Annotated in this window: 26 protein-coding genes and 1 tRNA gene; 22 read left to right on the plus strand and 5 right to left on the minus strand. The window is 66.2% G+C overall.

What is annotated here, in order from left to right; translation table 11 throughout:
* The first annotated feature begins 27 nt into the window (after positions 1-27).
* Entirely contained in the window at positions 28-1,479 is a 1,452-nt protein-coding gene (nuoN, locus tag E2170_RS13245) for an NADH-quinone oxidoreductase subunit NuoN (RefSeq protein WP_243708170.1), read from the plus strand.
* Between the two features lie 21 nt (positions 1,480-1,500).
* Here nuoN and E2170_RS13250 read toward each other — a convergent pair whose 3' ends face one another.
* Complete coding sequence (locus E2170_RS13250; protein WP_133001075.1) at positions 1,501-2,622, minus strand: PAS domain-containing protein; 1,122 nt, start codon at positions 2,620-2,622, stop codon at positions 1,501-1,503.
* A 101-nt stretch (positions 2,623-2,723) separates the two neighbouring features.
* On the opposite strand from E2170_RS13250, the gene E2170_RS13255 reads away from it, so the two are divergent.
* From E2170_RS13255 to E2170_RS13295, 10 genes are all read left to right on the plus strand, one after another.
* Complete coding sequence (locus tag E2170_RS13255) at positions 2,724-3,125, plus strand: hypothetical protein (RefSeq protein WP_133001076.1); 402 nt, start codon at positions 2,724-2,726, stop codon at positions 3,123-3,125.
* A 31-nt stretch (positions 3,126-3,156) separates the two neighbouring features.
* Complete coding sequence (locus E2170_RS13260; protein WP_133001077.1) at positions 3,157-3,624, plus strand: hypothetical protein; 468 nt, start codon at positions 3,157-3,159, stop codon at positions 3,622-3,624.
* 195 nt (positions 3,625-3,819) lie between these two features.
* Entirely contained in the window at positions 3,820-4,311 is a 492-nt protein-coding gene (locus E2170_RS13265; protein WP_133001078.1) for a hypothetical protein, read from the plus strand.
* 140 nt (positions 4,312-4,451) lie between these two features.
* Positions 4,452-4,826, plus strand: a complete 375-nt coding sequence (locus tag E2170_RS13270; protein WP_133001079.1) for a hypothetical protein — start codon at positions 4,452-4,454, stop codon at positions 4,824-4,826.
* Positions 4,827-5,091: 265 nt separating this feature from the next.
* Positions 5,092-5,541: a hypothetical protein gene (locus E2170_RS13275; protein ID WP_133001080.1), complete on the plus strand. Its 450-nt coding sequence runs from the start codon at positions 5,092-5,094 to the stop codon at positions 5,539-5,541.
* 196 nt (positions 5,542-5,737) lie between these two features.
* Positions 5,738-5,884, plus strand: coding sequence for a hypothetical protein (locus E2170_RS13855; protein WP_165942238.1), 147 nt, complete (start codon positions 5,738-5,740; stop codon positions 5,882-5,884).
* A 220-nt stretch (positions 5,885-6,104) separates the two neighbouring features.
* Positions 6,105-6,512: a hypothetical protein gene (locus E2170_RS13280; RefSeq protein WP_133001081.1), complete on the plus strand. Its 408-nt coding sequence runs from the start codon at positions 6,105-6,107 to the stop codon at positions 6,510-6,512.
* 139 nt (positions 6,513-6,651) lie between these two features.
* Positions 6,652-7,122, plus strand: coding sequence for a hypothetical protein (locus E2170_RS13285; RefSeq protein ID WP_133001082.1), 471 nt, complete (start codon positions 6,652-6,654; stop codon positions 7,120-7,122).
* 228 nt (positions 7,123-7,350) lie between these two features.
* Positions 7,351-7,716, plus strand: coding sequence for a hypothetical protein (locus E2170_RS13290; protein WP_133001083.1), 366 nt, complete (start codon positions 7,351-7,353; stop codon positions 7,714-7,716).
* Positions 7,717-7,752: 36 nt separating this feature from the next.
* A complete protein-coding gene (locus E2170_RS13295; RefSeq protein WP_133001084.1) occupies positions 7,753-8,451 on the plus strand; it encodes a hypothetical protein in 699 nt (232 codons plus the stop codon).
* A 266-nt stretch (positions 8,452-8,717) separates the two neighbouring features.
* On the opposite strand, the gene E2170_RS13300 is transcribed toward E2170_RS13295, so the two are convergent.
* Positions 8,718-9,140: a hypothetical protein gene (locus E2170_RS13300; protein WP_133001085.1), complete on the minus strand. Its 423-nt coding sequence runs from the start codon at positions 9,138-9,140 to the stop codon at positions 8,718-8,720.
* Between the two features lie 64 nt (positions 9,141-9,204).
* On the opposite strand from E2170_RS13300, the gene E2170_RS13305 reads away from it, so the two are divergent.
* Positions 9,205-9,759 carry a hypothetical protein gene (locus tag E2170_RS13305; protein WP_133001086.1) on the plus strand — a complete coding sequence of 185 codons (555 nt, stop codon included), beginning with the start codon at positions 9,205-9,207 and terminating at the stop codon, positions 9,757-9,759.
* 86 nt (positions 9,760-9,845) lie between these two features.
* Positions 9,846-9,922: transfer RNA gene (locus E2170_RS13310), tRNA-Met, on the plus strand.
* A gap of 52 nt (positions 9,923-9,974) precedes the next feature.
* Here the strand turns inward: E2170_RS13310 and E2170_RS13315 are convergent.
* Positions 9,975-11,159, minus strand: coding sequence for a glutathionylspermidine synthase family protein (locus E2170_RS13315; protein WP_133001087.1), 1,185 nt, complete (start codon positions 11,157-11,159; stop codon positions 9,975-9,977).
* Positions 11,159-11,725, minus strand: coding sequence for a DUF1190 domain-containing protein (locus tag E2170_RS13320; RefSeq protein WP_133001088.1), 567 nt, complete (start codon positions 11,723-11,725; stop codon positions 11,159-11,161). The genes E2170_RS13315 and E2170_RS13320 overlap by 1 nt, the downstream gene beginning before the upstream one ends.
* 366 nt (positions 11,726-12,091) lie before the next feature.
* On the opposite strand from E2170_RS13320, the gene rimP reads away from it, so the two are divergent.
* From rimP to ada, 9 genes are all read left to right on the plus strand, one after another.
* Positions 12,092-12,697, plus strand: a complete 606-nt coding sequence (gene rimP / locus E2170_RS13325) for a ribosome maturation factor RimP (protein ID WP_133001089.1) — start codon at positions 12,092-12,094, stop codon at positions 12,695-12,697.
* Between the two features lie 8 nt (positions 12,698-12,705).
* Positions 12,706-14,217: a transcription termination factor NusA gene (nusA, locus tag E2170_RS13330; RefSeq protein WP_133001090.1), complete on the plus strand. Its 1,512-nt coding sequence runs from the start codon at positions 12,706-12,708 to the stop codon at positions 14,215-14,217.
* 97 nt (positions 14,218-14,314) lie between these two features.
* A complete protein-coding gene (gene infB, locus E2170_RS13335; RefSeq protein ID WP_133001091.1) occupies positions 14,315-16,897 on the plus strand; it encodes a translation initiation factor IF-2 in 2,583 nt (860 codons plus the stop codon).
* Positions 16,897-17,259: a 30S ribosome-binding factor RbfA gene (gene rbfA, locus E2170_RS13340; RefSeq protein WP_133001092.1), complete on the plus strand. Its 363-nt coding sequence runs from the start codon at positions 16,897-16,899 to the stop codon at positions 17,257-17,259. Before infB ends, rbfA begins: the two co-directional genes overlap by 1 nt.
* A 93-nt stretch (positions 17,260-17,352) precedes the next feature.
* Positions 17,353-18,342, plus strand: coding sequence for a tRNA pseudouridine(55) synthase TruB (gene truB, locus E2170_RS13345; protein WP_133001093.1), 990 nt, complete (start codon positions 17,353-17,355; stop codon positions 18,340-18,342).
* Positions 18,343-18,529: 187 nt separating this feature from the next.
* Entirely contained in the window at positions 18,530-18,790 is a 261-nt protein-coding gene (rpsO, locus tag E2170_RS13350) for a 30S ribosomal protein S15 (RefSeq protein WP_133001094.1), read from the plus strand.
* A gap of 124 nt (positions 18,791-18,914) precedes the next feature.
* On the plus strand, positions 18,915-21,023 hold the full coding sequence (pnp, locus tag E2170_RS13355; protein ID WP_133001095.1) for a polyribonucleotide nucleotidyltransferase: 2,109 nt from the start codon (positions 18,915-18,917) through the stop codon (positions 21,021-21,023).
* Positions 21,024-21,292: 269 nt separating this feature from the next.
* Entirely contained in the window at positions 21,293-22,075 is a 783-nt protein-coding gene (locus E2170_RS13360) for an SDR family oxidoreductase (protein WP_133001096.1), read from the plus strand.
* 86 nt (positions 22,076-22,161) lie between these two features.
* Positions 22,162-23,226: a bifunctional DNA-binding transcriptional regulator/O6-methylguanine-DNA methyltransferase Ada gene (gene ada, locus E2170_RS13365; RefSeq protein WP_133001097.1), complete on the plus strand. Its 1,065-nt coding sequence runs from the start codon at positions 22,162-22,164 to the stop codon at positions 23,224-23,226.
* Positions 23,227-23,253: 27 nt separating this feature from the next.
* Here the strand turns inward: ada and E2170_RS13370 are convergent, their stop codons facing one another.
* Positions 23,254-24,633, minus strand: a complete 1,380-nt coding sequence (locus tag E2170_RS13370; RefSeq protein WP_133001098.1) for a DUF1501 domain-containing protein — start codon at positions 24,631-24,633, stop codon at positions 23,254-23,256.
* Positions 24,634-24,635: the final 2 nt, after the last annotated feature.

The raw sequence follows: 24,635 nt of genomic DNA on the forward strand, positions 1-24,635 counted from the left end.
GAACGTGACGCGATGATGCCTGGAGCCATGACCCCTCCCGTCCGTACGCTGGCCGACATCGCGCCGCTGGCGCCCGAGCTCGTGGTGGTGATCGGCGCGTTCGCGCTGCTGATGCTGGACCTGTTCCTCGACGAACGCCGCCGCGTGGTGACCCATGCGCTGGCAATTGCGGTGCTGCTGGGCGCCGCGGCGATGATCGCCACCGGCGTGGGCGGGCAGGGCATGGTCCTGGCCGACATGTTCGTGCGCGACACCGCGGCCGACGTGCTGAAGCTGTTCATCCTGGTAGTGACCGCGATGTCGCTGGGTTATGCCTGGCACTTCATGCGCGAGCGCGAGCTGTACAAGGGCGAGCTGCCGGTGCTGGTGCTGTTCGCCACCGCCGGCATGATGCTGCTGGTGTCGGCGCCGAACCTGGCCACGATCTATGTCGGCCTCGAGATGCTGGCGCTGTGCCAGTACGCCCTGGTCGCGATCGACCGCGACAACCCGGTGGGTTCGGAAGCGGCGATGAAGTACTTCGTGCTCGGTTCGCTGGCCTCGGGCCTGCTGCTGTTCGGCATGTCGCTGGTGTACGGCGCCACCGGCAGCCTGGACCTGGCGACGATCTCGAACGCCGCGGCGACCGTCGAAGGCGGCACCCGCACCCTGCTGCTGACCGGCACCGTGTTCCTGGTGGCGGGCGTGTGCTTCAAGTTCGGCGCCGCGCCCTTCCACATGTGGCTGCCCGACGCCTACCACGGCGCGCCGACGCCGATGACGCTGTTCATCGGCTCCGCGCCCAAGCTGGCGGTGTTCGGCATGGCCTACCGCCTGCTCGAGGCCGGCGTCGGCCCGCTTCAGGACCAGTGGCAGGTCATGCTGGCCCTGATCGCGGCGCTGTCGCTCGTGGTCGGCAACGTCTTCGCGATCGCGCAGACCAACCTCAAGCGCATGCTCGCGTACTCCACGGTGTCGCATGTTGGCTTCCTGCTGCTCGGCCTCGCCGGCGGCGGCGCCGAGGGCTATGCCGCGGCGATGTTCTACGCGATCAGCTACGCGATCATGTCGGCGGCCGGCTTCGGCGCCATCGTGATGCTGTCCAACCGCGGCTTCGAGGCCGACCGCATCGAGGACTTCAAGGGCCTCAACGCGCGCAGCCCGTGGATGGCGGCGATGGTGCTGGTGATCATGGCCTCCCTGGCCGGCGTGCCGCCCTTCCTCGGTTTCTGGGCGAAGCTGGTGGTGCTGCGCGCGGCGATCGGCGGCGACCTGATGTGGCTGGCGATCGTCGGCATCGTGTTCGCGGTGGTGGGCGCGTTCTACTACCTGCGCGTGATCAAGGTGATGTACTTCGACGAGCCGGAAGGCCATGCGATCGAAGTGCGCGGCAGCGGCCCGCTGAAGCTGCTGTTCGCGGCCAACGCGCTGGCGCTGCTGGTGCTGGGCATCGCCTGGAGCCCGGTGATGGCCTGGTGCCAGGCGGCCTTCGCCGCCTGAGTCGAGCGACGCGACCAGACCTCAGCGGCAGGCTCCGGCTACCGCGGCCAGCAGGCGCATGAGTGCCGGCTGGCCATGCTCCCCGGTCTTGTCGAACACCATCTTCAACCGCGTCTGCGCGGTGGACGCGGCGATGCCGCAGGCCTCCGCCGCAGCTGCCAGGCTGCCCTGCCGCAGCAGCGCCGTGGCCAGCGCGGCTTCCGAAGCGGTCAAGCCGAACAACTGCCGCAGCGTGGCCGGAAGCTCCGCCACGGCATCCGTGCCCACAGGCGCCAGGAACAGCACCGCGGCGCTCGGTTGGCCGATCGCGGTCAGTGGATGCACGTTGGCGACCAGCGTCGCGTGCCCCGTCGCGTCCTTCAGTACCACCTTGCCCGCGCGCCGTGCGACCGAGCCATCGGGCTGCAGGCCCGACACCGCTCCGTACAGTGCCTGCTGCAGCGCTCCCGGGTCGAAGCAGGCTTCCGGCTGCTGCTGTTCCAGCCGGAGCACGTCACCGCGCGCCAGCAGATCCTCGGCAGCGGGGTTCATCCGCACCACGCGCTGCCGCCCGTCCAGCATCAGCATCGCCATCGGTGACGCCTCCACCGCTTCTTCCAGGCTGCGGACCTGGTGTTCCAGCCAGCTCATGCGGCGCTGGATCGCATAGGCGTTGGCCCAGTGCGGCGCCACCTGCTGCATCAGCGCCAGCTCGCGCCCGGTGTAGGCCCCGCCGCCGGTCCGGCACAGCGTGGCGACCACCACGCCCTCCGCGTCGGCCTGCGCGCACAGCGCCACCGACTGCTCGATTCCGTACAGGCGCAGGTATTCGTTGTAGTAGCGCGTGCGCTTGAGCTCGGTGCGAGTCGCGACATCGTCGCTGTTCACGACGGCGCCTGCCGCCATCAGGTGCTGGCCGCGCTGCATCCAAGGGTTGTCGGATGCGAACTCGCGCTCGTAGGCCGCCATGTGCACCGGATCCGCCCCGACCAGCAGTTCAAGCCGCCCCCCGGCACGGCCCGCATCGTGCGCCATCACCGCACCCACCTGGCTGCCGGTGAGCGCACACAGCGCCGTGCTGAAGTCCGCCAATCGCTCCGCATCCAGCACTGCTGCGTACAGCGGCTCCAGCAGATCCTCCAACCCGGATAGGTCGTCGCTCAAGGCTTTCCCCCTGTTGTCAAGCCCCGTATTGGAGTATCCGGATATTGCGCTGGCGGGCAAGACTTGGGCGGTATCCAGGCGGGCTGCAAGGGCCGGGGCGCATGAACAGGGGGATGGTCAAACGTTGTGTGGGCGGCGGCCGCTCGTGGCTGGCCGTGGCTGCGCTATGGGTGGCGGCGGGCTTGGCGTCGGCCGGAGATGCGCCGCCGCTGGCGGTCTGGTGCAAGGCGCAGGAGCTGGAGCGCCGCGTCATCTGGTACTCGGAAGTGTTCGCCCATCGCGATGACCGGGACGGCGGCTGGTCCGGGGCCAAGTCCGGCTACGAAATGCACTTCCGGGACTGGCTGGTGGCGCGTCGCGGCGGCTCCGTCAGCCACGCGTTCTGCGCGTGGCAAGAGACCGCGCGCGATGCGGCGGCGGAGCGGGATGCGGATGCCGCCGGCAATCGCGGCTTCGTCAATGGTGCGCAACGCAGTGTCGAATTCACCCGGTGGCGGCCGTGAAGATTGATTTTCAGATTAAGGGAGACTCGCAATGAAGAAGTTCAACGGGGTCGGACTTCTTGCGCTACTGGCTGTGGCTGCCGTAAGTGCCAGTGCCGAGGAGTATTCGGCTATTCTGGAGTGCAAGATTGAAAAAGAAGAAAAATCTACATTGATAAAAATCAGCGGCAACAGCGATTCCCCATCGTGGCAGGTATGGATGCCTGACAAAAAACGTTGGACCGAGAATTCGTGTGGTGTTGAAGATTCTGCTTTCGGGCATAAATGGAGGTACGTTTGTAATTTTTCGCCGGATTACTACATGAACAAGAGTGAGTTCTTGGAACGAAATCAAGATCGCCGACTGTACGGAACTGGTAAGCAAGAGATAAATAGAAGGACGGGGATATACGAGGTGTCGGAGTACAGCATGGAACGTGGCGTATACACGCTGCATTCGCCGGAATTTGGTTATTGCGTGAAGAGTGCCGAGCCTGTTGTTCCAGGAGTGCAGTTTTGATGTTTGAAACGAGGTCAGGTTCTATGATGACGAGCGGATGAAGATCGGGGCCAGGTTAATCTGATCCGTTCTTCCGGCAAATTGGAGAGTAGGTGATGTGTTTGATCAACGAGGGGCGCGGGAATTGGTTGGTGACTGGACTGCCCCACTGGCCTGGATTCAGCTCCCTCCGTCCCTTTTAGCCCGAGGATCGCAATGAAGTACAAGGTCGCGTTGCTTCTGTTTGCAGTTCCGTCGCTAATTTATGCACAAGCGGCGCCTGTTGTTCTTTCATGCCAAGTGGAAGGAAGCAATAAGCCGAGACTCATTAAAATTCATCCGGATACTAATCAGCCTTCATGGCAGGAATGGGGCGACGAGGAGATTTCGTGGTCGGACAACAAGTGTGATATGAGCCACGCCGGCGGGCCAGCCGATGGGCCAACGGGTAGATGGCACTGTGATTTCAGCCCGGGTAAGTTCGTATTAAGAGCCAGTTACTCGGGAGGGGCGGAGAAGTACGTAACCCTTTGGACTGATAGCAGAATAGATCGCGTCTCGGGAGAGTACGTTTTGATAAGCATGTGGCGTGTAAATGGCGTATCGGAAGAGCGGATGGCACAGAACACGCCAGATGGAACTCCATCAAGGAGAATTGGGGAGTGCCGAAAGGCAGTTGAGCCTGAAGCGCCAAAAGCGAAATTCTAGATTTGCGGCGAAAGCAGGGTCAATTCAATCCGGCCGCTGTTTTTCGGGAGGAGTTGAACTGGATTAGTTCACTTCGTTTCATTCATTTCTCTCCGTTGTGTTTGAAGATAAATTAATGGCACTGAGTGCAGGGGTTGCTAATGAAAGCCAAATATATGCGTTTGATTGCTCTTTCGTTGCTTGGGTTGACGTTTGCGGTGGGTGCGCAACATTGGTCATCCGATCCGTACCTCGGACAGCAGATGGACGGAATTCGACTGTCCGCCACGACCTGCCCCGGTGGCGGAAACCGTCCTTTTGTCATAGGCACGCGGGCGGACGTGAATCACTGCATCGACGTCGACTTCCGCGCCAGTTGTCCTGGGCCAAACAACGCCTACGCGGAGGGGACGTTGAGGAATTTTGTCGGGGGCGCCAGCTGTTATGGCGACTCGCAGGAAATTAATCCGGGTCTGATGACCTGCAAGCCCGAAGACATGAAGGTGTGGGTCACGAATATGAGATATTGTAACTGACGACTATTTTCGTGCCGGGTACGACCAATAATTAAGGAAGGTCTGAACAAATACGTTTTGAGCTTGTCAGCCTGCGCCGAACCAGCCGATGGCCAAGCAATCTCTTCGCTGATCAATCACTTGCGTAGTCAGTCCAAGCTCGTCCCTCCGTGATCATGACGCGGAGTTGAGTTGTTCAGAGCATCCCTAGGTCAGTGCATTCTTGGCGGGCGAATCTGAGCGTAAGGTCTGGCGCCGTCTGATAAACGAATGGGGGAGGAGTGCCATGAGGACATCAGCACTTGTTTTACTGGTTTTGTTTTCTTCGGGCCAAGCTCAAGCGCAAGTTGTACCCCTCGGCTCGAATCCTGTCAGCCCGGTGATCGCGGGCGTGCAGGTTTCCTGCTATGGAGTTCCCGCCTTCGTCAATCATCAGCTGCCGGACATTGCCTATGCATTTCCGGGATCAATCCACTTGAGTCCCGGATTCTTCAACCTGCCTGCACCGATCCAGATATTCGTCTACGCCCATGAATGCGCCCATCAAATCCCACAGATCGGCTCGAACGAGCAAGCGGCGGATTGTTGGGCAGTAAGAACAGGTAGAGATCAGGGCTGGCTGAACCAGAACGGACTTGCCGTGGTGATGGCAGACGCTGTGTTGAGCCCGGGCGACTGGACGCACCTGCCGGGGCCGTACCGGGTAGCCAAAATGCAGGCATGTTTTGATGGGTGAAGGCTGTCCGGTCAGGATCTTCGAGCGGGAGAGAGTTCTTGTGGCTTGCGATAGGGGAGTTACGAGTGTTCGCGACTTCGATAAAGACCCTCGGGTTGGAGCAGCTTGGAGTGCTCGCTCCATCGAAACGCGCGGCCGGGAAAATGGGGTCAGGTTGTCAGGTTCACTTTCCAGAATCAGTGGACCTCAGAAGTAAGTGAACCTGACCCCGTTCTTCGGCAAGGATTTTGTCGCGATCCTCGTTACTGCATTGATGGCTGCAGGAAACGTGGCAAACCCGATTCTCGTGTTCGTGATTACGTTGGCGGTGAAGCGTGGTTTGGACAAAATGTGCAGTGCATGAAACGGTTGATCCAATGGGGCAGTCGTGAATGCATCTCACCTCTCGGCGGTGGTTGTGACGGCAGTTGGTACTGGGGTACGAGATACGCTTTCAGCAATTGCTGAAAGCACGGTATGCGGGTCAGGACAGCGATAGCGGCAAGGACTGGGTCGGGCTCTCCTATCATTGGAAAGCGGCCCGCCCCGTTCTTGTCTGGTGGTGGAACTATTGGGAGAAATTAATGAAGAAGCCAGTCAGTTTGTGGATCGCGCTGATGCTTTCATGGTTACTGGCGGGGCCGGTGCTTGCGCAGGATGGCAAGGAATCAGGGGCTTTCGTAGTCCGTTGTGAATATAGCCATCTTGTAGCCCGGGACGGGGCGAAAGAGGATCTTATGAAGTGGGATGGCAAAAATCTGTGGATTTGGAGGGATGGAAGGTGGTCCAGGGGGCATGGCGCCTACACGTACCGCGTGACCGAACAGAATTTCGAGCGCATGGGGCAGCAGGCGATATCCATTCACGAACACCTGACGATTGATCGAACGACAGGTGAAGTCGAGGAAGTGTTCAGTAGTCAAGGAAGGCCTTCCATGACAATGCGGCGTGGGGTCTGCCGGCCGGCCGAAGAGCCCAAGGCCATGTTCTGATGAGTGCACAGAGCGGTGTCCAGCCTGCTTCTTGGGTGTGGAGAAAGGAGTTTCCATCGACGGAGTTTGGGTGCCAGCCGTCAGCCAGGAAGGGGTCGATAGCCCTTGATTTCGTTCTTGTCGAGAAATTCGGAGATTGATGATGAATAAGGTTATTGATCTCGCGGTCTTCCTTGCTCTCGCTGGCTCATTATTCGCGCAAGACGGTGGTGGTCGTATTATGGCGCCATCATACGGCGATAAAAGTGTGGAGCAAGACGCGGCGGCACCAATTGTCTTGCGTTGTACTATTGCTTACGACAAGCGGCGTAATATTACCATTCAAGAAGAGGTTTTCCTGAAATGGGATAATGATGTGCTTCAATACTGGCAAGAAGGCGACGGCTGGCGTTGGTCTGGTGAGCCTACTGTCCATGTTTTGACTAGAACGAAAATATCCGAACGAAGAGATGTCAAAGTGGGCGATAGTGACCATTCTTATTACAGAATGGTTGACCGAACTACTGGGGAGTACAGCGAGGAATCTTGGAGAGGTGCCTTTTTGGCGCGAGATGTATCTGGCGCTTGCGCGCCCTCCATCGAGCCGAAGCTGCCAGCAAGGAAATTTTAGGGGCGTTAGGGAAGGTCTGATCAAAGCGCTCTGATGCTCGGATTTCAGCGCCAGGGCGCCTGATCGACCTCGACGTGATCACTTTTGCGCCGTTTCTGGCGTTTTTCGACGGGTCTCCCCGCCCATCAGACGGATTTACCCCGTGTAAAGACTGGTCCTTGTGAGCCGGGCGAAGCGCCGAAGCCGAAAGCGACGAAATTCTGATGCGCAGCCAGTAGGAGAAACGAAATGAATCGAGCCGTCCATCTGTTCATCGCCCTGATTCTGCTGGCGGTTCCGTTTGCGTCAATGGCGCAGGGCGCGAAGGAATACGTGTTCGCATGGAGCTATCTGCGCGGCTCTTCGACGATTTATGTTTCGGATGGTCCGGTGGAAGTGAACGCCGTGGACGCTACCGGCGGTCGCGAGCAGAAAGACCGTTGGCAGCGCGCACTGGGGCAGGAAGGCGTGAACGTGGCCAATCTGAGCGCGACCCATGTAGGGACGCCCGGCGGCATCCACTACGAAAGCAAGAGCGATGCGGAGGATGCACGCCGCCGTTTCATCGAGCAGGAACGACGCAAGGGCAACTCGGTCGTCTTGGTCTATTGGTGATTGCTATAAGGAAAGTAGCTTTTATCGGTGTATGCATTGCAGCAGGTGCGCTTCGCCGAGGGCTTCTTCCGCGGTACGGGCGCCGGCTCCGAACCGGTGTACGGGCAACTGGGGCTGGTTGAAAGCGAGCGCGACTGGCCGTGGTGCGATGTGGAGGGCGGAACGAAGGGAGCTGCACCTGGAAGCTTTTTCCCGCGTCAGGTTAACCTGACCCCGTTGTTCTCTTCTTCCGTTCTTCTTCGTCGGTTTCTTCTGACGGGCAGTTCAAGGAGGTTGGTAGTGAAGAGAGTCATTGTGTTTGTGGTTGTTCTCGCTTTCGCGGGATCGTTGCGCGCACAGGAAAACGACGGTCGCAGCATAGAGAGCGCCCAGAGGTTCATTGCTGAGATGGCGAGCGCGGGGCAGATTACGCTGTTCCCAGACGGAACATCACCATGGCCTACCGTGAGTGCTTTTAATGATGGGTTCGGCGAGGGGAGGAAAGGCGGCGGGGTTGGCTGCAGAACAGAATTCAATCAAAGAGTCGACCACTCGAGTCGAACCTATATAGAGGTGGCTTGGTCTGGCGTGACTTCCGTCAATGCATCTGCGACAGGTGAGATCATCGTCGAAGGTGGGGTGCGCGGTGGTAGTCGGAAGCTGAAGACCTCGCCGGAGTATGCGCAGAGGATGGCTGCTGCCTTCAATTTTCTGAGGGAATCCTGCAAGCCAAGGTTGAGCGACACGGGGTTCTGACGGCAGGGTCATGGCTGCTTCCTCCGTGCCTTGCTAGGCCTCCGGGCTGGGCGGCAGCGGCTATACGGTTACGGATGGCCGGCTGGTGAGGATTGCCGACGCCAGGATGTGGTACTGGAACGACATCTCCGGCAATCTGCCGCGCGAGCAGCGGCGTTGGGAGCGGTGCCGCCGCCCGCTTCCAAGCCGGTCGAGCGCAAGTTCTGAGTATTGGCGTGTTTAGCAAGGGCAATGGGACTGGGAGGGTCACCCCCCGTCCACTCTTTCTAACCCCACCCGACACTGCGGCCTTCATCCGCCACCTGCCGCTCCAGCGCTGCGATCTTCGGCAACGTCTTGTCGCGGAATCCGGATTGCTTCATCCATGCCGGCAGGCGGCTGAGCCAATGGCTGTTGGGGCCGTGACCGGTGCCGCGGCAATCGCTGAGCCGGCGGGTGGAGGGCAGTGGGCGCAGCGAGAGGGTTTCGATGAAGGCGCACAACTGCGCCGGGGAGGAGAAGCGCAGCACCACGTCGCGCACTTCCACGCACAGCACGGGATAGCCCTTGCCGGTGATCTTGCGCGGCGGCGCAGGGAGGAAGGTGTCGGCCTGCAGCCAGTGCTTGCCCTCCTGTTCGATGTGCACCCAGTAGGCCATCGGCGCCAGCCGCCAGTCGCTGTCGTATTCGAACCAGTGTTTCAGGGCCATGGCGTGTCTTCCGCGGGACGGGCCATGATAGGCATGAGTGGCCGGAAGCCGGGAGGATGGGGCGATGAGTCGATGGCATGGGTGGGTGGTGCTTGCGGGGTTGCTGGCCTTCGGCGTGGCCCATGCCGATTCCTGGGTGCGGCCGGAATTGCGAGTCGTGACCAGCGAGAGCGGCGACTACGTCGCGCGCATCGTTCCGGGCGATCGCAAGGTTCATGCCCGGGCGCTGCTGTACCGCTACGACGCGGAGCGGGATGGCTACCGCAAGCTGGCTGACTACGAACTCCAGGACGGCTGGGCCCCGGTCGATGTGCTGCTGGGCGACGACGGCGGGCTGGTCACGCTCGATGCCTGGGCCAGCATGGGCCAGGGCACGGTGCTGCGGGTCTACGACGCCGACGGTGGGCTGCGGTTCGGCCACTCGCTGGCGGGTCTGGTCGGAAAGCGCGCCTCCGCGGCACCGGCCTCGGTGTCCTCGTTGTGGTGGCGCTGTGGCAAGCCGACACTGACCTATGGCGGCGAGGCCCTGCGCGTGATGACCTGGGACGAGGGCGAGCTGCGGGTGCGCCTGGATGACGGTAGCGTGCAGCATGATCCGGGGAAGGGAAGCTGCCGTTGACGGCTGCGTAGCGGCGCGGTGTCCGAACCCCGATGCACGGGTGGGCTTGTAAGAAATCATCAGCTCCGTTACAATTCCGCTTCTGCTGCGGGGTGGAGCAGTCTGGCAGCTCGTCGGGCTCATAACCCGAAGGTCGCAGGTTCAAATCCTGCCCCCGCTACCAAATTGCAGCAGTCCGAACGGCGCGTCCTGATCCAGGGCGCGCCGTTCTCCTTTCAGGCTTCCAGCACCATCCGCCTGCGGCCGTCGCCGATGATCGCGTGCGGCACGAAGCGCGCGCTGTCGCGCGTGATCGGCGAGTCGTCCTCGCGGATGCCCATGCCGCAGGCCATGTCGCCCACGACCCAGCTGCCGACCAGTGGATATGCGCCGCCGTGGTCGGGCAGCGGATGCAGCGCCTGCCGTATCGCCGGCCCGCCATAGGGCCCCGGCTGCTGCAGCAGACGCCCATCTTCAAAGCGCATCTCGATATTCGCGCCTTCGCGGGAGAACAAGGGCTTCCGCACCCATCCGCCCGGCAATTCGCCGCCATCGTCGAACTCCGCCGGCAGCAGGTTCGGATGCCCGCGATGCCGCTCCCACAGCAGCGGCAGCACGCCCTTGTTGCTGAGCACCAGCTTCCAAGGCGGTTCCAGCAGGCGCAGGCCGGAGCCGGGCAGGGCGGATGCGAACTCGTCGGCGAACAGGTCTTCCAGCGGGTAGAGCTTGAACAGGCTGGCGATCACCGCGTCGTCGTCGGCGGTGAAGCGCCCGTCGGCGGACAGGCCGATGCCTTCGACTGTGACCGCGCCCGATTCGATGCCCGCCTGCGCCGCGCAGTCGCGCAGGTAGTCGACGGTGCCCTGGTCCTCGGCGCTGCCTTCGGAGGCGGCGAAATAGAGCGGCGCCGGCAAGCGACCGGCGATCTCGACGAAGCGCGCGACCAGGGCCTCATGGATCGCGTTGAACTGGTCGGCGTCGCCCGGCAGCACGCCGGCTTCGCGCTGGCGCTCCAGCCAGTCCCACTGGAAGAAGGCGGCCTCGTACAGCGAGGTCGGGGTGTCGTAGTTGAACTCGTAGAGCCTGGCCGGGCCGCGGCCGTCGTAGGCGAGGTCGATACGGCCGTACAGGTGCGGGTCGCGCCGCCGCCAGCTTTCGGCGACCTGGTCGCGGGCGTGGTCGGGTATCGCCAGTCGCTCCATCAGCTCCTGGCTGCCCGCGGCCTCGTTGGCCAGGTCCATCGCCATCGCGTGCAGTTCGGCGGTGGGATCCTCGATGTCGTCCTCGACCTGGCGCAGGTCGAAGGCGTAGTACGCGGTTTCGTCCCAGTAGGGCTGGCCGTCGATGGTGTGGAAGGCGAAGCCGCAGTCCGCGGCGCGCTGGCGCCAGTCGGGGCGCGCCTCGATCGTGATCCGGCGCATCAGCCGCCGGCGCTGCGGCCCGCGCCGGAACGGCCGAAGCCGCCGCGGCTGACGGTGGGCGCGCGGTCGGGCTGCAGGCCGGTGCGGGCCAGGGCGGTGGCGCCGCCGGGGCCGGCCTGCGGGCGCAGCCAGCCGGACTGGTTCGACAGGAAGGCCGGCGCGGTGCGCGCGGCGCCCGGCGTGGCGGCCGCCGGACCCGCGCCCGGTGCCGGGGCGATGGCGCCGCCGCGGGTATTCATCATCTGCGACAGCACGAAGCCGGCCATCATCGGGCCGATGAAGCTGTGGCCGGCGTGCTGGCGGGTCGCGCACTGGCCTTCGCCGAACTCGGCCTCGCACGCCTCGCGGGAGGCGTAGCGCGGGGCGACGGCGTCGGCCTGGGCCTGGGCCTGGGCCTCGTCGAAGGCCTGGCGGCACAGTGCGGGATTCATGGTCTCGGTGCTGCAGGCCTCGACCGAGGTGAACAGGCCTTCGGAGGTCTGGACCTCGGGCTGCTTCGCGCAGGCGGCCAGCAGCAGCGGGGCCGAGCCCATGAGCACGAGGGCGGTCTTGCGTGAGCGTTTCATCAGGGGCCGGGCACCGGGATGCATGGAGCCGCCAAGGTTAACCGATGCCGCGCTGCCGGGGCCCGCAGCGGGCCTGACGACTTGCGGGAGAAGGTCCCCGCGCCTATACTCCAGCGGCTCAGCGGAACCCGTGTGGATCGCTCAGGCGCAGCAGGCGCCGGATCCGTCACCCGCTGCAAGCTTTTCGCAGTCGCCGGAGAGCCTCCCAGGAGGCTTTTTTCGATTGCGGGAGTCGGGCTCGCGCGGTGCGCATCGAGGCGCGCCGGCACCGGATCCAGCAGCATCGGACAAGGGGCCCTTCGGGCCCTTTGTCGTTTTTCACGCCCCCGGCCGTGCCGGGCATCCACCAGGAACCAGGGAGGCAAGGTGACGGACAAGTCCACCGATATCGCGCAGCTCCTTTCCCCGACCGTCGAGTCGCTGGGCCTGGAGCTGCTGGGCGTGGAGTACCTCCCGGCACCGGGCGGCGCGACGCTGCGCCTGTACATCGACCGCCCCGGTGCCGACCCGTCCGCCGAAGGGCAGGGCGTGGGCATCGAGGACTGCGAGGCGGTCAGCCGCGAGGTCTCGGCCCAGCTCGACGTCGAGGATCCGATCAGCGGCAACTACACGCTGGAAGTGTCCTCGCCCGGCGTCGACCGGCCGCTGTTCACGCCGGCGCACTTCGAGCGCTTCCTCGGCGAGCAGGCCAAGGCCGTGCTGAAGCTGCCGCAGGACGGCCGCCGCCGGTTGACCGGCCGGATCGCCGCGGTCGAGGGCGACACGATCACGTTCGAGGTCGACGGCCAGCCGCTCGCGGTCGCCGCCGGCAACATCGACAAGGCGCGCCTGGTGCCCGACTGGGCGGCGCTCGGCTACGGGCCCGCGAAGGACGCCTCCGGGCGCGACGCGCGCCCGGGCAAGGGCAAGCCCGGGAAGAAAACGAATTCCAACAACAAGCCGGCGGCCTCGAAGCCGTCCCGTGCGGAGTGATAGAGAAGATGAGCAAGGAACTTCTGCTGGTCGTCGATGCGGTCGCCAATGAGAAGGGCGTCCCGGAATCGGTGATCCTCGAAGCCCTCGAGGCGGCCCTGGCCACTGCGGCCAAGAAGCGCTACCTGGAAGAGGACGTGCTGACCCGCGTGGCGATCGATCCCAAGGACGGCAGCTACGAGACCTTCCGCCGCTGGGAGGTCGTGGCCGACGACGTGGTGATGGAGTCGCCGGATCGCCAGATCCGCATGATGGACGCGGTCGACGAGGCCGAGGGCGTCGAGATCGGCGACTACATCGAGGAGCAGATCGAGAACGTCGACTTCGGCCGCATCGCGGCGCAGGCAGCCAAGCAGGTGATCGTCCAGCGCGTGCGCGAGGCCGAGCGCCAGCAGGTCGTGGACGCCTGGAAGGACCGCGTGGGCGAACTGGTGACCGGCGTGGTCAAGCGCGTCGAGCGCGGCAACGTCTTCGTCGACCTCGGCGGCAATGCCGAAGCCTTCATCCCCAAGGACAAGGCCATCCCGCGCGACGTCGTGCGCGCCGGCGACCGCATCCGCGGCTACCTGTACGACGTGCGCACCGAGCCGCGCGGCCCGCAGCTGTTCATCAGCCGCGCGGCGCCGGAATTCATGATGGAGCTGTTCAAGCTCGAGGTGCCGGAAGTCGGCCAGGGCCTGGTCGAGATCAAGGCCTGTGCCCGCGATCCCGGCGACCGCGCCAAGATCGCCGTGGTCGCCTACGACACCCGCACCGATCCCATCGGCGCCTGCATCGGCATGCGCGGCTCGCGCGTGCAGGCGGTGTCGAACGAGCTCAACGGCGAGCGCGTCGACATCGTGCTGTGGTCGGACAACCCGGCGCAGTTCGTGATCAACGCCATGGCGCCGGCGGAAGTGCAGTCGATCGTGGTCGACGAGGACAAGCATTCGATGGACCTCGCGGTCGCCGAGGACCGCCTGGCGCAGGCGATCGGCAAGGGCGGCCAGAACGTGCGCCTGGCCAGCCGCCTGTCGGGCTGGCAGCTCAACGTGATGACCCAGGACCAGGTCACCGCCAAGACCGAGGCCGAGCAGGCCGCGGCGCGGACCCTGTTCCAGGAGAAGCTCGAAGTCGACGAGGAGATCGCCGGCATCCTGGTCGCCGAGGGCTTCAGCACGGTCGAGGAAATCGCCTACGTGCCGGTCGGCGAGCTGCTCGCGGTGGAAGGCTTCGACGAGGACATCGTCGAGGAACTGCGCGCCCGCGCCCGCGACGCCCTGCTCAACGACGCCCTGGCGGTCGAGGAGGAGATCGGCGACAACGTGCCGGCCGACGACCTGCTGGCGCTCGAGGGCATGGACGACGAGACCGCCTTCGCGCTGGCCGCGAACGGCGTGCGCACCGCCGAGGACCTGTCCGACCTGGCCGCCGACGAGGTGCTGGAGTTCGGCATCGAGGGCCTGGACCAGGAGCGCGCCGTCGCTCTGGTGCTGGCCGCGCGCGCGGGCGAGATCGCGCGCCTGGAGGCCGAGGGCTGACAGGCCGGGGCCATCACGGCCCCCGAGCATGGCAAGCACCCAGAATTGATCCATCCACAGCGCGGCGAGTGCCGACGCCAAAGGAACCGGAATCCGAATGTCGCAGCAAACCACCATCCGCAAGCTGGCCGCACTGGTGAACACGCCGGTCGAGAAACTGCTTGAACAGCTGTCCGAAGCGGGCATGCCGTTCAACGATCCCGACCAGGTCGTGACCAGTACCGAAAAGGTGAAGCTCCTGGGCTTCCTGCGCCGCACCCACGGTCGTGCCGAAAAGGCCGCCGAGGATCCGGTCGCGCCCAAGAAGATCACCCTGCAGCGCAAGAGCACGCTCACCGTGGGCGGCGGCCGCAACAAGCCGACCGTCGACGTCGTCGTGCGCAAGAAGGTCACCCTGAAGCCGACCGAAGGCGGTGCCGCCGCGGGCGCGGTGAGCGAGGACGACGAGCGCGCCGAGATCCTGCGCAAGCTCGAGGAGTCGCGCCAGCGCAACCTCGACGAGCAGCAGCGCCTGGCCGAGGCCGACCGCCGTCGCGTGGAAGAGGCCGAGGACGCCAAGCGCCGCGAGGCGGAGGCGGAAGCCGAACGCCTGCGCCTTGAGGCCGAGGCGGCCGCCTCGGCCGTCGCCACCGTCGAGGACGGCGCCGCGCGCAAGACCCACGGCCACGGGCATCCGAAGCCGGCCCCGGCGCGCGACGACCGCAGTGGCGGCAAGGGCAAGCCCACCCGCGGCTCGCACGCGATGGTTGCCGGCGTGGAGGACGACGACAGCGCCGCGCGCTTCGCCGGCCAGCTGCACCTGTCCGCCGCCGATCGTGCCCGCCGCGGCGCAGGCGCCTCGCGCTCGAAGGGGCGTGCCCAGCGTGGCCGCCAGCCCGACCAGGCCCGCACCGGCACCGGCTTCACCCGCCCCACCGCCCCGGTGGTGCGCGAAGTCGCGATCGGCGACGCGATCACCGTGGCCGACCTCGCCCAGAAGCTGGCGCTCAAGGGCGGCGACGTGGTCAAGGCGCTGTTCAAGATGGGCGTGATGGCCACCATCACCCAGACCATCGACCACGACACCGCGGTGCTGGTCACCGAGGAACTCGGCCATACCGCCGTGCGCGCCACCGCCGACGACGCCGAGAGCGAGCTGCTGGCACACGTCGAGGACGTGCAGGGCGATGCGACTTCGCGTCCGCCGGTGGTCACCATCATGGGCCACGTCGACCACGGCAAGACTTCGCTGCTGGACTACATCCGCCGCACCCGCATCGCCACCGGCGAGGCGGGCGGCATCACCCAGCACATCGGCGCCTACCACGTGGACACGCCGAAGGGCGTCATCAGCTTCCTCGACACCCCGGGCCACGCCGCGTTCACTTCGATGCGCGCGCGCGGCGCGAAGATCACCGACATCGTGGTGCTGGTGGTGGCCGCCGACGACGGCGTCATGCCGCAGACGATCGAGGCGATCCAGCACGCGAAGGCGGCGAACGTGCCGCTGATCGTGGCGATCAACAAGATCGACAAGTCCGAGGCCGATCCCTCGCGGATCAAGAACGAGCTGCTCGGCCACGACATCGTGTCCGAGGACTTCGGCGGCGATACGCAGATGGTGGAGCTTTCGGCCAAGACCGGCGATGGCATCGACGACCTGCTCGACGCGATCAACCTGCAGGCCGAGGTGCTCGAACTCAAGGCCGTGGCCGAAGGCCGCGCCAGCGGCACGGTCATCGAATCCTCGCTCGACAAGGGCCGTGGCCCGGTCGCCACCGTGCTGGTGCAGCAGGGCGCGCTCAACAAGGGCGATTTCCTGGTGTGCGGCGTGGAGTACGGCCGCGTGCGCGCACTGTTCGACGAGACCGGCGGCCAGGTGCCGTCGGCCGGTCCTTCGATCCCGGTGCAGGTGCTCGGCCTGTCGGGCGTGCCCGACGCCGGCGACGACTTCGTGGTCGTCGACGACGAGCGCCTGGCCAAGGAAGTGGCCCAGCAGCGCGAGACCAAGCGCCGCGAACTGCGCCTGGTGCAGGCCGCGGGCAACCGCATGGAAGACATCATGGCGCAGATGGGCGGCGGCCAGCAGCTCGAGCTGCCGCTGGTGATCAAGGCCGACGTGCAGGGTTCGGTGGAAGCACTGCGCCAGGCGCTGACGGCGCTGTCCAACGACGAGATCCGGGTGAACATCATCCGCTCGGGCGTGGGCGGCATCACCGAGTCCGACGCCAATGCCGCGGCGACGTCGAAGGCCACCATCATCGGCTTCAACGTGCGCGCCGATGCCTCGGCCCGCAAGGTCGTGGAGACCTACGGCCTCGACCTGCGCTACTTCTCGATCATCTATGACGTGATCGACCAGGTGAAGCAGGTGGCTTCGGGCATCCTGGGCGTGGAGATCCGCGAGGAGATCATCGGTACCGCCGAGGTCCGCGAGGTGTTCCGCAGCTCCAAGTTCGGCGCCGTGGCCGGCAGCATGGTCATCGAGGGCGTGGTTCGCCGCAACAAGCCGATCCGCGTGCTGCGCGACGAGACGGTCATCTTCGAGGGCGAGCTGGAATCGCTGCGCCGCTTCAAGGAGAACGTGGACGAAGTCCGCGTCAACACCGAGTGCGGCATCGGCGTGAAGGCCTACAACGACATCAAGCCGGGCGACAAGATCGAGTGCTTCGAGCGCGTCGAAGTGCAGCGCACGCTCTGATGGCGCAGAAGTCCTTCCATCGCACCGACCGCGTGGCGGCCCAGCTCCGCAGGGAGCTGGGCACCCTGGTGCGCGAGGCGGTGGCCGAGCACGGCCTGCCGTCGGTGAGCGTGTCCGACGTCGAGGTCACCCGCGACATGGCGCACGCCAAGGTGTTCGTCACCGCCCTGCAGCCCGAGCGCGCCGCCGAGGCGGTCAAGGGCCTGAAGGCGGTGGCGCCTGAGGTGCGCTACCGGCTCGCGCGCGCGGTGAAGCTGCGCCACGTGCCGGAGCTGCATTTCCACTACGACGATTCGGTTGACCGCGGCGAGCGCATCGACAACCTCCTGCGCGACCTGCCCGACACCGAGAGCCAGGACTGACCGCCTGGCGCGGGAGCGATCGCTGCCGCGGCCATGCCGGCGCCCGCACCGCCCCCGGGTGCCTGGCAGGCGAAAGAGTGCTGGAATGACCCGATGAAGGCCCGCCCGCGCACGAAGTTCCGCAAGCTCGACGGCATCCTGCTGCTCGACAAGCCGCGCGGCCCCAGTTCCAACCAGGCGCTGCAGCGCGCCAGGCACCTGTTCCGCGCTGAGAAGGGTGGGCACACCGGCAGCCTGGACCCGCTCGCCACCGGCCTGCTGCCGCTGTGCTTCGGCGAGGCGACCAAGATCGCCGGCGGCCTGCTCGGCGCGCGCAAGGCCTACGACACCGTCGCCCGCCTGGGCCAGGTCACCGACACCGACGACGCCGACGGCGAGGTGCTGCGCGAGCGCCCGGTGCCGCAGCTGGACATCGCCACAATTGACGCCGCACTGCAGCGGCTGACCGGCCGCATCCTGCAGCGGCCGCCGATCTATTCCGCGCTCAAGCGCGGCGGCGAGCCGCTGTACGCCAAGGCGCGCCGGGGCGAGGAGGTCGAGGTCGAGCCGCGCGAGGTCGACGTGCACGGGTTCAGCCTGCTGTCGGCGGCCGACCTGGTCGACGTCGCCGAGGGCGAGGCGCCCGGGAACATCCTCCGCCTGCGGGTGGAGTGCGGCTCGGGCACCTACGTGCGCAGCCTGGTCCGCGACCTGGGCGAGGCCCTGGGCTGCGGCGCCCACGTGGCCGTGCTGCGGCGGCTGTGGGTCGACCCGTTCAGGAACCCGCGGATGTGGACCTTCGCCGAGCTCGAGGCCCTGGCCGAGCGCGGCGAACGCAGCCTCGAGGCCTGCCTGCTGCCACTCGAGGCGGGGATGGACGCCTGGCCGCGGGTGGAGGTGGATGCCGCCGGCGCGGCCCGGCTGGCCCATGGCCAAGGTGCCGAGGGCGTGGCCGGCGCGGCTGGCGAGGTCGCCATTTTCGGCCCGGAGGGCCGCGTGCTGGGCCTGGGCACCGCCGACGGCGGGGGCGGCGTGCGCCCCCGACGCATGTTCAGCTGGGCCTGCGCCCAGCCCGGGGCCGGGCAGTCGCCGCCGCGGCGCTGAGGCCGCGCCTTGTTCGGCCCGGTGGCCGCACGTTACAATTCCGCGGCTTATTCCCAAGCAATCCAGCGCCCGGAACTCCGGGCGCCCGGCGTGTCCACAGCAAGCGGCGGTTCTCGTGGTGCGTCCCATGCCTGCCGGCATGGCGGCGTTCCTGCGGTCCACGCATCACCAGACAAGGTAAAAGGCAATGACCATCGATACCGGCAAGATCATCGAAGACAACAAGCGCGGCGACAACGACACCGGCTCCACCGAGGTGCAGGTCGCCCTGCTCACCGCGCGCATCGTGCAGCTCACCGACCACTTCAAGGTCCACAAGCAGGACCACCACAGCCGCCGCGGCCTGCTGAAGATGGTCAACCGCCGTCGCAGCCTGCTCGACTACCTGCACCGCAAGGACGCTGCCCGCTACAAGGCGCTGATCGAGAAGCTCGGCCTGCGTCGCTGATACGTATCCCGCCGCGGCGCAGAAATGCGCCGCGGCTTTTTTCTGGCATGCCATGGGCATGCCACCCGGCAAGGGGCATGGGTCCCGGCCGGTTCATCGCAAGAGACTCCAAGGAATTACCAACGTGGCGAAAGTTACCAAGAGCTTCCAGTACGGCAGCCGTACGGTCACCATCGAAACCGGTGAGATCGCCCGCCAGGCCGGCGGCGCAGTCATGATCTCGTGCGAGGGCACCATGCTGCTGGTCAGCGCGGTCGCCAACAAGACCGCGCGCGAAGGGCAGGACTTCTTCCCGCTGACCGTCGACTACCAGGAGAAGTTCTACGCCGGCGGCCGCATCCCCGGTGGCTTCTTCAAGCGCGAAGGCCGCGCGACCGAGAAGGAGACGCTGACCTCGCGCCTGATCGACCGCCCGATCCGTCCGCTGTTCCCCGACGGCTTCCGCAACGAAGTGCAGATCATCGCCACCGTGATGTCGCTCAACCCCGAGGTCGACGGCGACATCCTCGCCCTGATCGGCGCCTCGGCCGCGCTGTCCCTGTCGGGCGCGCCCTTCGATGGCCCGATCGGTGCCGCCAAGGTCGGCTACAAGGACGGCCAGTACCTGCTGAACCCGACCGCGACCGAGCTGCTGGATTCCGACCTGGAACTCGTCGTCGCCGGTACCGCCAACGCGGTGCTGATGGTCGAGTCCGAGGCCAAGGAGCTGTCGGAAGACGTGATGCTCGGCGCCGTGATGTTCGGCCACCAGCAGATGCAGGTCGCGATCAGCGCCATCAACGAGCTGGTCGCCGAAGCCGGCAAGCCGAAGTGGGAGTGGTCCGCGCCGGAAGCCGACGAGGGCATCATCGGCGCCCTGCGCACCGCCATTGGCGACAAGCTGGCCGGCGCCTTCCAGGTGCGCGACAAGCTCGAGCGCAAGGACGCGATCTCCAAGCTGAAGAAGTCGATCCTCGAGGCGCTGGCCCCGGAGGCCGAGGCCAAGGCCTGGAGCGCGGGCGACCTCTCCAAGGAGTTCAGCGAGCAGGAATACCAGACGATGCGCCAGTCGGTCCTCAAGACCAAGGTGCGCATCGACGGCCGCGCGCTCGACACCGTGCGCCCGATCGAGTGCAAGGTCGGCGTGCTGCCGCGCGTGCACGGCTCGGCGCTGTTCACCCGCGGCGAGACCCAGGCGATCGTGGCGGTCACGCTGGGCACCGCCCGCGACGGCCAGATCATCGACGCCGTCTCCGGCGAGTACAAGGAACACTTCCTGTTCCACTACAACTTCCCGCCCTATTCGGTCGGTGAAGCCGGCCGCATGATGGGCCCGAAGCGCCGCGAGATCGGCCACGGCCGCCTCGCCAAGCGCGGCGTGCTGGCGATGATGCCGACGATGGAGGCCTTCCCGTACACCATCCGCGTGGTGTCGGAGATCACCGAGTCGAACGGTTCCTCGTCGATGGCTTCGGTCTGCGGCTCCTCGCTGGCGCTGATGGACGCGGGCGTGCCGGTCAAGGCACCGGTCGCCGGCATCGCCATGGGCCTGGTCAAGGAAGGCGACGAGTTCGTGGTGCTGTCCGACATCCTCGGCGACGAGGACCACCTCGGCGACATGGACTTCAAGGTGGCCGGTACCGACGCCGGCATCACCGCGCTGCAGATGGACATCAAGATCCAGGGCATCACCGAGGAGATCATGAAGGTGGCGCTGGCGCAGGCGAAGCAGGGCCGCCTGCACATCCTGGGCGAAATGTCGAAGGCGCTGACCACCGCGCGTTCGGAGCTGTCCGACTTCGCGCCGCGCCTGATCACCATCAAGATCCACCCCGACAAGATCCGCGAGGTCATCGGCAAGGGCGGTTCGGTCATCCAGGCGATCACCAAGGAAACCGGCACCCAGATCGACATCCAGGACGACGGCACGATCACCATCGCCTCCGTCGACGCCGCCGCCGGCAAGGCCGCCAAGGACCGCATCGAGCAGATCACCTCGGACGTCGAGCCGGGCCGCATCTACGAGGGCAAGGTCGTCAAGCTGATGGACTTCGGCGCCTTCGTGACGATCTCCCCCGGCAAGGACGGCCTGGTCCACGTTTCGCAGATCTCCAACGATCGCGTCGAGAAGGTCAGCGACGTGCTCAAGGAAGGCGACGTGGTCAAGGTCAAGGTGCTGGAAGTCGACAAGCAGGGTCGCATCCGCCTGTCGATGAAGGCCGTGGAGGAAGGCGAGGGCGCCAAGGCCGAGTAAGCCGGCGCCCGCACCGGCGCGCCTGTCGCGCCCGGGTTGCATTGAATGAGCGGGCTTCGGCCCGCTTTTTCTTTTGGTTCGTCACCCTGGAACAAGTCCGTTGGAGTGTTTGCCGCCCGCCGTGGAAGCAGGGGGATGTCCAGCGGTCCATCAGGTTGGTGCGAGCCGCAAGAATCGGAGTTTCGAAGCGCAGCCAGCGGCCCATTCTTGCGCCATGGTCATCGAATGGTTCCGGTGACCCTTCCGGAACAGGCATCGAGGATGGGCGAATGGCTAAACAAAACGGCAGCGGGACGGAGCTGGAGAACAAGTCGATCATCATCACCGGGGCAAGCAGTGGCATCGGTGCGGCAGCCGCGCTGCTGTTCGCGGCCGAGGGCGCCAATGTGCTGCTGGGTGCGCGCCGCCCGGCGGAGCTGGAAGCGCTGGCGGACACGATCAACAGCGGCACTGGCAGGGCCGTGTGCCTGGCCGGCGACGTCAGGGATGAAGGCTATGCCGATGCCCTGGTCGATCTCGCCACAAGGGAGTTCGGGGGCCTGGACGGCGCGTTCAACAATGCCGGCATCGTGGGCGCCATGGCTCCGGTACCGGATATGGACATCGGCAACTGGAACGATGTCATGCGGGTCAACCTGACGGCCGCTTTTCTCGCCGCGAAGGCCCAGATACCGGCCCTGAGGAAGCGGGGAGGCGGTTCGATCGTCTTCACGTCGTCCTTCGTGGGGTACAGCAATGGCGGGATGCCCGGCATGGCGGCCTATGCTGCATCCAAGGCCGGCCTGGTGGGACTGGTGCAGTCGCTGGCCTCCGGACATGCGGCGGAAGGCATCCGCGTCAATGCGCTGTTGCCGGGAGGCACGATCACCCCGGCAGGAGGCGAAGGCGACCCGGGCGCGATGGAGTTCATCGCGAACCTGCACCCGGTGAAGCGGATGGCGACTGCGAAGGAGATCGCCCAGGGCGCCCTTTACCTCCTTTCCGACAGGTCGAGCTTCATGACCGGCAGCCCCATGATTGTCGATGGTGGCATGTCCGTCCGCTTGGTCTAGCGGGCATCACGCGCAAGAATCGGAGTGCCTGCGGGGGAAGCGCTGCGTACCCTGTGCGTGTGACTGATGATGGATGGACGTCTGCCGTGACGCTGCCCCCCGCCTACGAAACCGAGGACGACCGCTGGGCGGCGGTGCAGGCACGCGATGCCGCCGCTGCTGGCCACTTCGTCTACGCCGTGCGCACGACGGGGGTCTACTGCCCGCCGGGCTCGACGACGCGGCTGCCGAAGCGCGAGAACGTGGAGTTCTTCGATTCGGCCAGGGACGCCGAGGCGGCGGGCTATCGCTGCCGCCGCCGCGCACGTGGCGGCCAGGCCGGTGCGGCGGTCGATCGCGCGGCCCTGGTGGCCCGCGCCTGCCGTGTGATCGAGGCATCGGAAACACCACCCCGGCTCGACGATCTGGCCATCGAAGTGGGGATGAGCCCGTTCCATTTCCATCGCCTGTTCAAGGCCGAAACGGGCTTGACGCCCAAGGCCTACAGCTCGGCCTATCGCGCCCGGAGGCTGCGCGAGGAACTGGGCAGCGCCGACGCCTCGATCACCGATGCCATCTATGGCGCGGGTTTCAACTCCAACAGCCGCTTCTACGAAGCTTCCGGGCAGTTGCTGGGCATGCGCGCAAGGGACTATCGGGCAGGCGGCGCCGGTGCGGTCATCCGCTTCGCGGTGGGCCAGTGCTCGCTGGGGGCCATCCTGGTGGCCCGGAGCCAGCGCGGCATCTGCGCCATCCTGCTGGGCGACGAGCCCGACCTGCTGGTGCGTGATCTGCAGGACCAGTTCCCGAAGGCCGAGATCATCGGCTGCGACAGCGAGTTCGAGCAGCTGGTGGCCCGGGTCGTGGGCTTCGTCGAAGCGCCTGCGATGGGGCTGAACCTGCCGCTGGACGTGCAGGGTACGGCCTTCCAGGAGCGCGTCTGGCGCGCGCTGCGCGAGATTCCACCGGGCATGACCGTGAGTTACGCCGGGATCGCCGAGCGCATCGGATCGCCCAGGGCCGTGCGCGCGGTGGCGCAGGCCTGCGCCGCGAACCCCATCGCAGTGGCTATCCCCTGCCATCGCGTCGTGCGGCGCGATGGCGACGTTTCCGGCTATCGCTGGGGCGTGGATCGCAAGCGCGAACTGCTGCGCCGCGAAGCCGGGGAGTGACGGGAGGCCTCTCCCGGCCGCACGTGCTCAGCCCGCGGGCACGCGCAGTCGCGTGCGCGGGCTTGGCGGCGCGCCGTAGACCGGCGGCAGGTCGGGCCCCTGGACGATGCCCAGCGGCGCGTAGCCCGCGTACTGCGGGAACACCTGGCCCAGCCGGTTGTTGCCCATGCGCCGGATCAGCAGCTCGGAGAACACCTGGCGATAGTCGGTGGTGACCGGGATGTCGCCGAACCAGGGCGCCAGCACTTCCGGGTCGAGGCCCGGCCAGTCGCCATAGAAACGGCGGCCGTTGACGGTGTCGCCCAGCACCAGCATCGGGTTGCCGTAGCCGTGGTCGGTGCCGCCGCTGCCGTTCTGGCGCACGCGGCGGCCGAACTCGGACTGCACCATCACCGTGACCCGCGAGGACTCGCCGCCGGCGGCCATTTCGACGTAGAAGGCGGTCAGCGCTTCGGACAGTTCGGCGACCTTGTTCTGGTAGTAGTGGTAGCCGCTGCCGGCCGTGCCCTGGCCGTCGTGCGTGTCCCAGCCGCCGAGGTCGAGGGTGGCGTAGCGCAGGCCGGTGCCGAAGCGGATCGCCTGCGCCACCGTCCACAGCTGGCGCGCGAAGGTGCTGGTGGGCCAGCCCGCGGGCAGGGTGGCGGTGAAGGGCAGCTCGCGGATGCGGCGCAGTGCGGCGTCGCCGGCGCGGGCCTGCTGTTCGACCGCCGCGCGGCCGGACACGAAGCTGCCGAGCACGTCGTTGACGCCCAGCAGGTTCGCCGGGCGGCCACCGCCCGACTCGCGCCACTGCCAGGGGCCGGCGTTGAGCGCGAACTCGTTGGGGCTGGCCATCGACAGCGCGTCGGTGTTGCCGAGCAGGGTGGCCGGCTGGCCGTTGCTGACGCCCAGCAGCGGCAATCCGGCGGTCGCGCCCGAGGGATCACTGGCCCAGGCGCGCGCCAGCCAGCCGCTGCCGCCGCCGGCCCGTCCGGGCGTGCCGAGGTCGCAATAGAGCTGGGCGTCGAAATGGCTGCGGGTGAGCGTCGTCGACATGCCGCAGGCATGCACGATGGCCAGCCGCGATTCCTGCCACAGCGCATGCAGGCCGGCGGCCGACGGATGCAGGCCGAAGCCGGTGCCGCCGCCGCCCTGCAGGGTCAGCGGCAGCGCGCCGTAGGCGCCGCTGGCGGCGATCGCCAGCGAGGGGCGCGCCTCCTCGTAGTGGCCGCGGTCGTTGCCGTCGATCGGCACGACCAGGTTCAGGCCGTCGATGCCGCCGCGCAGGAACACGTGCACCAGGGTGTCGTGCGGCGTGCCGGCGGCGGCCGGCGGCGCATAGAACATCGACGGGGCGACGCCGGCGATGGCGGCGGTGGCGCAGCAACCCTTGAGGAAGGCGCGGCGCGAGAGCGTGTGGTCGGCCATGG

It is taken from the genome of Luteimonas arsenica (assembly GCF_004352825.1).
Lineage (GTDB): Bacteria > Pseudomonadota > Gammaproteobacteria > Xanthomonadales > Xanthomonadaceae > Luteimonas > Luteimonas arsenica.

What these genes read in the sequence shown, in the direction of transcription:
- nuoN (WP_243708170.1), top strand. Translation starts at nt 28, where the DNA reads ATGACCCCTCCCGTCCGTACGCTGGCCGACATCGCGCCGCTGGCGCCC.
- E2170_RS13255 (WP_133001076.1), top strand. Translation starts at nt 2,724, where the DNA reads ATGAACAGGGGGATGGTCAAACGTTGTGTGGGCGGCGGCCGCTCGTGG.
- E2170_RS13260 (WP_133001077.1), top strand. Translation starts at nt 3,157, where the DNA reads ATGAAGAAGTTCAACGGGGTCGGACTTCTTGCGCTACTGGCTGTGGCT.
- E2170_RS13265 (WP_133001078.1), top strand. Translation starts at nt 3,820, where the DNA reads ATGAAGTACAAGGTCGCGTTGCTTCTGTTTGCAGTTCCGTCGCTAATT.
- E2170_RS13270 (WP_133001079.1), top strand. Translation starts at nt 4,452, where the DNA reads ATGAAAGCCAAATATATGCGTTTGATTGCTCTTTCGTTGCTTGGGTTG.
- E2170_RS13275 (WP_133001080.1), top strand. Translation starts at nt 5,092, where the DNA reads ATGAGGACATCAGCACTTGTTTTACTGGTTTTGTTTTCTTCGGGCCAA.
- E2170_RS13280 (WP_133001081.1), top strand. Translation starts at nt 6,105, where the DNA reads ATGAAGAAGCCAGTCAGTTTGTGGATCGCGCTGATGCTTTCATGGTTA.
- E2170_RS13285 (WP_133001082.1), top strand. Translation starts at nt 6,652, where the DNA reads ATGATGAATAAGGTTATTGATCTCGCGGTCTTCCTTGCTCTCGCTGGC.
- E2170_RS13290 (WP_133001083.1), top strand. Translation starts at nt 7,351, where the DNA reads ATGAATCGAGCCGTCCATCTGTTCATCGCCCTGATTCTGCTGGCGGTT.
- E2170_RS13300 (WP_133001085.1), bottom strand. Translation starts at nt 9,140, where the DNA reads ATGGCCCTGAAACACTGGTTCGAATACGACAGCGACTGGCGGCTGGCG.
- E2170_RS13305 (WP_133001086.1), top strand. Translation starts at nt 9,205, where the DNA reads ATGAGTCGATGGCATGGGTGGGTGGTGCTTGCGGGGTTGCTGGCCTTC.
- E2170_RS13315 (WP_133001087.1), bottom strand. Translation starts at nt 11,159, where the DNA reads ATGCGCCGGATCACGATCGAGGCGCGCCCCGACTGGCGCCAGCGCGCC.
- E2170_RS13320 (WP_133001088.1), bottom strand. Translation starts at nt 11,725, where the DNA reads ATGAAACGCTCACGCAAGACCGCCCTCGTGCTCATGGGCTCGGCCCCG.
- nusA (WP_133001090.1), top strand. Translation starts at nt 12,706, where the DNA reads ATGAGCAAGGAACTTCTGCTGGTCGTCGATGCGGTCGCCAATGAGAAG.
- infB (WP_133001091.1), top strand. Translation starts at nt 14,315, where the DNA reads ATGTCGCAGCAAACCACCATCCGCAAGCTGGCCGCACTGGTGAACACG.
- rbfA (WP_133001092.1), top strand. Translation starts at nt 16,897, where the DNA reads ATGGCGCAGAAGTCCTTCCATCGCACCGACCGCGTGGCGGCCCAGCTC.
- truB (WP_133001093.1), top strand. Translation starts at nt 17,353, where the DNA reads ATGAAGGCCCGCCCGCGCACGAAGTTCCGCAAGCTCGACGGCATCCTG.
- rpsO (WP_133001094.1), top strand. Translation starts at nt 18,530, where the DNA reads ATGACCATCGATACCGGCAAGATCATCGAAGACAACAAGCGCGGCGAC.
- E2170_RS13360 (WP_133001096.1), top strand. Translation starts at nt 21,293, where the DNA reads ATGGCTAAACAAAACGGCAGCGGGACGGAGCTGGAGAACAAGTCGATC.
- E2170_RS13370 (WP_133001098.1), bottom strand. Translation starts at nt 24,633, where the DNA reads ATGGCCGACCACACGCTCTCGCGCCGCGCCTTCCTCAAGGGTTGCTGC.